Genomic DNA, 6141 nt, shown 5'->3' with positions numbered 1-6141 from the left:
ACTCGTTAAGCGGTGAACAACGCTTCATACGACCTCAGGTCGCACGGACAGAAATAAGTTTCGGAAAATTGAATTTTAGAAAGTTATGAATAATTACAGGTATGGAAAGTCACTCAATTTAGTGTCCAGTATTGCTGGTACAGAACAGGCGACCACTTACAGGTAAATCTACAAGCGACGTTGAACATAGTGGTCGACGGTACGCGGTGCTCCAGTTTCAGGGTCAACGACTTTACAGCGTCTGTCTCGTTTACATTTGACGAGTACAGAATGAGTGCACTCTTCGAGCGTTACAGACTGTACGGATGGACTTTTAAAGTTAAATAGAACGGAAGATAATAACGACAAACTACAACACTAAGACCTAAGATGGGAAGTAATTATAAATTTAATGATTTATTGATTTAATTTATAAACTCATCTAGGCAGAGAAGAGCCCTACAGGTATAGCAAATCAATTAGCTTGCTGTCCAGTATTGATGGTGTGAGCCAATACTTTCTGTGAGCGCTTTTATGCGCTCGCAGAGTAATTGTATCTAGATGAGCTATCTGTTACAAATCAACAACTATATTGCGACGAACCCTTTAAACTAATATTTTGGCACCAAGCTTAAGCGTAGCGGCAATGTTACGGGCTGTGCGAGTCAAGTTGTTACTCGCCTCGTTCAATACTTGTTCTAGAGACTGTGGTGAACGAACGGTACCGAATGTGCTTGTGATGATGCTGTATAAATCATCGATCTCATGACCTAAAGAACCTGCAATACCAATGGTTGGAATGCCTTTGCTTTGTGCAAGCTTAGCAATACCAAAAGGCGTTTTACCTTGTAGAGTTTGGTTATCCATCTGACCTTCGCCTGTGATCACAAGATCTGCACCTTCTAATATTTTTCCTGCCTCTAGAACATCTAATACCATTTCAATGCCTTGTTTGATTTGAATATCAAACACCAAAGATAACCCCAAAGGCGAACCTCCAGCGGCACCAAAACCTTGGGAATCAGAATGATTAACCAACGTATGCCCAGCGCTTACAGATGCAAAATGAGAAATTGCACTATCGAGTAATTGAACCAATTCTGGAGTAGCACCTTTCTGCGGACCGAAGACATGACTGGCACCGTTCTCGCCCACTAATGGGTTTGCCACATCACACGCTACGACAAATTCAACGTCCTTGCTGCGTAGGTGAGTTTCGGATAAATCAACAGTCGCGACTTCTGCGAGTGCCGCGCCGCCACGAGTAATCTCATTGCCTTGGTTATCAAGTAGTTTAGTACCAAGGGCTTGCGCAATACCCGCGCCTGCATCATTGGTTGCACTGCCACCTAAACCCAAGAGAACCTTAGTCACACCATGATTTAACGCTTCTTTAATCAGTTCACCGGTACCAAAACTGGTGGCAATAGCAGGGTTACGATGCTCAGAAGAGATCAAATCTAGACCAGATGAGGCTGCAAACTCAATCAATGCCGTTTGACCATTTTCTAAAAGCGCCCAACTAGCCATAACAGGCTCACCCAAAGGCCCCATCACTTGAGATTGACGCACTTCGCCTTCCAGCCCTTTCAGCAGCACCTCTACTGTACCTTCACCGCCGTCAGCCAGTGGCAGATGAACATATTCAGCATCAGGGAACACCTGAGAAAAACCCACTTCAATGCTTTCACATACCAGCTTTGCCGATAGTGATTCTTTAAAAGAGTCCGGGGCAATAACTATCTTCACTTTTTTCCCTTATGTTCTTAGTAAAACTCCCAAGCCACTGACGTAACCCGGGAGCTGGAGCCGTTAAAACAGCATTTAGGGGGACTGTTTTAAACTAATATATAGACTGTATTGATCGCTAATTACGCAAGTTCAGGCCAGTAACCTTTATTCGCTTCAATCAGTGCATCAAGTACTTTACGTGCTTTTTTCGCATCACCAACAGTGCGGTTTAGTGTTAGTGCTTGCAAGGCCTTGGTGTATGAACCTTCAAACCAAGCTTCGACAGTTAGACGCTCGTAAGCGAATTGGTTTTCAATCATACCTTTGTAGAAGGTTGGGATCTTACCCACACCGTATGGACGAGGACCGTTGATACCAAGCTCTGCTGTCACTTCAACCATCACATCATTGTCTAGGTTTGCCACTAGACCATTGTTCTCAAGGATTACCACAAACTTACGCTTTTGGTTAAACGCAATAGATTCCGCTACTTCAACGATCATATCGCCGTGCGCATCGTTATGTACTACGCTTGAGCTCTTAGTTGTACCATCAATAACAGCTTGACGACATTCATCAAATACACGTTTTTCACGGCCATTCATTACTTCGTTGGCTCGGGTAAAGTCAGGGTCCATTTTAGACAGCTTGTATTCTGGGTATAGGTAGTATTGCAAGTACGTGTTTGGCAAATAATCAGGGAAGTCGCGCAGCATGTCTGCCACTGATGCGTAGGTGTCTAGCCAAGATTGATCGCGCTGCTCTGCATCTACAGGAATAAAGCCATTCTCTGCGATGTACGCTTTCAGTTTAGGTGCAAGATCTTCACCTTGTTGATTGTATAGGTGAGTAAACCAACCAAAGTGGTTCAGACCAAAATACACAGGATCAAAATCATTTGGATCAACATTTAGTAGGCGGCCGTATGAACGAAGCAGGTTCACTGGTTGGTCACAGATATTTAGGATTCTATCATCATGTGGGAAGCGTTTTTTCAGGGCGTCTGCTACGATTGCTGCTGGATTGGTGTAGTTTAAAATCCAAGCTTGTGGTGAGCGTTCACGTACATCTTCAACCATTTGGATCATATCACCAATTGAGCGCATACCATAAGCAAAGCCACCAGGGCCACAGGTTTCTTGGCCGATAATGCCTAGCGACAGCGGGATCTTTTCGTCTTTTTCACGCATTTCATAGCCGCCAGTACGCATTTGACAAAGTACGAAGTCGACATCTTTGTACGCGACGTTTACATCAGTCGTGTATTCAAAATCTAGTTCTGGGTAATCTTCAGAAAAAAGTAGCTTGGCGTATTCACCGATAGCTTCTTGGCGCTCAGCGTTTACATCAAACATCACTACACGGTTTAATGGGAAAGTATCTTTACGCTTACATAGTGCTTTTAATAGACCTGGGGTCCAAGTTGAACCACCACCTACAAGTACAATATTGAATGCTTTTTTCATCTTACTTCTACCTTAAATTAAATCTGAGAAATTGCCCCTGCCACACAGGGGCGATAATTAAAATGGATTAAATGGCAAGTGCATTTTTCACATCATTGGCGATGCTTTCCACTTGTGGACCGTAGATAACTTGTACGTCCACATCGCTTGCACGCTTAACACCTGAGGCGCCAGTTGTTTTTAGAAAATCATCTTTAACTTTGCTGATGTCGTTCACTTTGACACGTAAACGAGTAAAGCAATTATCAACTAGTTGGATGTTGCTTGAACCACCTAAACCTTCGATGATTCGTGTCGCTTGTTCTGAAGCATTGCCAACCGCTTCCGAGCTAGTTTCTTCTTTTTCACGACCTGGTGTCACCACATTAAAGCGAGTGATCACCGTACGGAACACAAAGTAGTAGATTGGGAAATAACAAGCGCCGAGTAGTACTGCGAACCACCATTGAGTTTGCGCACCGCCAAGAACACCGAATACAAATAGGTCAATTACACCACCTTGCACGTTACCTATCATCACACCCAAGACATGCATCAAGGCAAAAGATAAACCCGTCATGATGGCGTGGAAGATAAACAGAAGTGGGCTAACAAAGATAAAGCTGAACTCCAATGGTTCGGTGATACCTGTTGTGAAGGAAGCTAGAGCACCTGCGATAACCAATGCTTTTACACGTGTTTTGTGTTCATCACGAGCGCAGTGATACATTGCAAGCGCCGCACCTGGTAGAGCGAACATCATCACTGGGATCTTACCTTGCGCAAGGAAGCGAGTCGCTTCTCTGACAATCTCGTTGTCAATGCTGCCAGGGTGAGTTAGGGCATAGTTAAAGATGCTCAGTGCACCAACAACGCTTTCTCCATCTACATTGGCAATACCACCGATAGGCGTAAAGCGTATCGTTTCATTCAAAATATGGTGTAAGCCCGTAGGAATTAAAAGGCGCTCAGAAAAGGCAAAAAGGAAAGTACCAAAACTGCCTGCTTGACCAATGAACTCACCAATTTTTGCAATTGCTGCACCAATGGTTGGCCAAATTAGCGACATTGAAACACCAACAAGAGGTAGGACAAGGACGGTAATGATTGGCACAAAGCGACGACCACCAAAGAAGTTAATCGCAGTTGGTAACACAATGGTGTAAAAACGGTTGTGCAGAGCAACAGTCACGAGACCAGCAATCACACCACCGAGTACGCTCATGTGGTAAGAAAAGATACCTAACGTGTTACCAAATTCAGCGGAAAAAATCATCGCTGCCGTCTTATCCATGCCTTGCGAGACAAGGTAAGCAACCGATGTTGTTTCTGGTGTTAATCCCTGAGCAAGAAGTGAGTAGTTCACACCTACATGCATTGAGATAAAACCTATAATTGCTGCAAATGCTGCGGTTGGTTTTTCTTGTTTTGCTAAACCGATAGCAGCGGCGACAGCAAAGAAGAGTGGTAGGTTGCCGAATAGTGAGCCGGCAACCTTTCGGATAAACCCAAGTACCAATTGAACAGCTTCAAGTTGGTTGAATGATTGTCCAGTTATATTTGGGTTTTGTAGGGCTGCGGCTAAACCAAGGAAAATACCCGCGGCTGCGATAATCGAAATCGGCATCATCAGCGCTTTTCCTAGATCTTGTAGTTTAGAACCTAAGTCTTTCATTGAGTGATATCTCCATATCATCACTGTTGTTATTGTGGAGGCGATTAAACCACCTCCAGGCATGGTTGTATAGACAACTATACCTTTTTTGTGAGGTTAATCACTACCATTTATCATGCGTAGCCAGTTACCAAATGAGCTAACTATACTCAACATTCTCATTAATATTAGTTGTATAGTTGTATACTCCAGTGCTGCGAGGTAAAATAAGCCATCTTCAAACAAGGGGAAATGCATGATAAACAAAGAATCTCATGTTCCTATCTATCTACAAATAGAGCGTATTCTTACACAGCAGATTGAACAAGGAACCTTACATTCCGGAGATTCCATTCCATCGGAAACTGTACTCGCAGAGCAATATCAAGTGTCACGAATGACAGCACGCAAAGCGGTCGACTATTTAGTCCGCCAGGGCGTGGTTGAAAGGCAGCGAGGACGCGGTACATTTATTTGTCAGCCAACCAAAGAGCTTAAGATGGCTTTACCATTGGATAAGCACTTAACCTCTAGTGAAGTTGCAACCTCGCTTAACTCTCCTATTAGTAACAAGCTGCTGCATCTCGAGAGGATTGAAGCACCTGTTCATATTGTCCAAGAACTTGGTTTAGAGCCTGGTAGTTGGGTTTGGTATATGAAGCGGTTACGTTTGGTGGGGGAAATTCCTTTTGTGTTTGAATCTTCTTATATGCTCGCGGAACCGATGTTTGCCGATTTAGAATCACACCATTTAAATAGTTCTAAATACAACTACCTTAATGAGAAAGGGCAAAAGGTAGGCAGTAGTCAAAAACGTATTCGTGCCGAACTACCATCAGAAGAAGTCCGCACGCTATTGGGATTGAAACGAGATGAGCCAGTATTGTGTGCCCACAGTATTGCAAGCCTAGAATCTGGGGTAGTTTTTGAAGCTTCAGATATCTACTATAACCAAGAACACTATACGTTTACTTTAGAAGCAACAAGATAATGCATCTCCCTTTAATTAAAGGGGGACTGTCGCAAATAAACCGTGAAATAAAACAGTCCTATCCACTAGACACCATTAGCCGGTGAGGGTCTAAAATCGCTTAAAGGCCTTCAATCTGGCTCCCCAATAGAGCACGGCATGTTGCCAGTTCGAGCTATCATCGAAATCACCGACAAACCGTGACCTGAATAGCTACCAACTCAGTAGATATGGTTCAATTTGGTAACTCATCAACAAATCACATATTGATTTACTATTAAACCCCGTTAAACATAGACTTATGAGATTATGAGATTATGAGATTATGAGATTATGAGATTATGAGATTATGAGATTATGAG

General features: G+C 43.3%; 4 protein-coding genes and 1 pseudogene. 1 reads left to right on the top strand and 4 read right to left on the bottom strand.

The window, feature by feature from the left end; all coding sequences use genetic code 11:
* Positions 1–148: 148 nt before the first annotated feature.
* From ACED46_RS21010 to ACED46_RS20995, 4 genes and pseudogenes are all read right to left on the bottom strand, one after another.
* Positions 149–348, bottom strand: a pseudogene (locus ACED46_RS21010) (ISL3 family transposase); the annotation flags it as partial.
* Between the two features lie 237 nt (positions 349–585).
* Positions 586–1728 (bottom strand): glycerate kinase, encoded by a 1143-nt coding sequence (locus ACED46_RS21005; protein WP_371722364.1) that lies wholly within the window; start codon positions 1726–1728, stop codon positions 586–588.
* Between the two features lie 122 nt (positions 1729–1850).
* On the bottom strand, positions 1851–3176 hold the full coding sequence (locus tag ACED46_RS21000) for a 6-phospho-alpha-glucosidase (RefSeq protein ID WP_371722363.1): 1326 nt from the start codon (positions 3174–3176) through the stop codon (positions 1851–1853).
* 67 nt (positions 3177–3243) lie between these two features.
* Positions 3244–4830, bottom strand: a complete 1587-nt coding sequence (locus ACED46_RS20995; RefSeq protein ID WP_371722362.1) for a PTS transporter subunit EIIC — start codon at positions 4828–4830, stop codon at positions 3244–3246.
* Positions 4831–5065: 235 nt separating this feature from the next.
* Here ACED46_RS20995 and ACED46_RS20990 point away from each other — a divergent pair, with 235 nt between their 5' ends.
* Complete coding sequence (locus ACED46_RS20990; protein ID WP_371722361.1) at positions 5066–5800, top strand: GntR family transcriptional regulator; 735 nt, start codon at positions 5066–5068, stop codon at positions 5798–5800.
* Positions 5801–6141: the final 341 nt, after the last annotated feature.

The organism is Vibrio sp. 1S139, assembly GCF_041439475.1.
GTDB lineage: Bacteria > Pseudomonadota > Gammaproteobacteria > Enterobacterales > Vibrionaceae > Vibrio > Vibrio crassostreae_C.
This window is presented reverse-complemented; position numbering and strand designations above follow the sequence as displayed.

What these genes read in the sequence shown, in the direction of transcription:
- ACED46_RS20995 (WP_371722362.1), bottom strand. Translation starts at nt 4,830, where the DNA reads ATGAAAGACTTAGGTTCTAAACTACAAGATCTAGGAAAAGCGCTGATG.
- ACED46_RS20990 (WP_371722361.1), top strand. Translation starts at nt 5,066, where the DNA reads ATGATAAACAAAGAATCTCATGTTCCTATCTATCTACAAATAGAGCGT.
- ACED46_RS21000 (WP_371722363.1), bottom strand. Translation starts at nt 3,176, where the DNA reads ATGAAAAAAGCATTCAATATTGTACTTGTAGGTGGTGGTTCAACTTGG.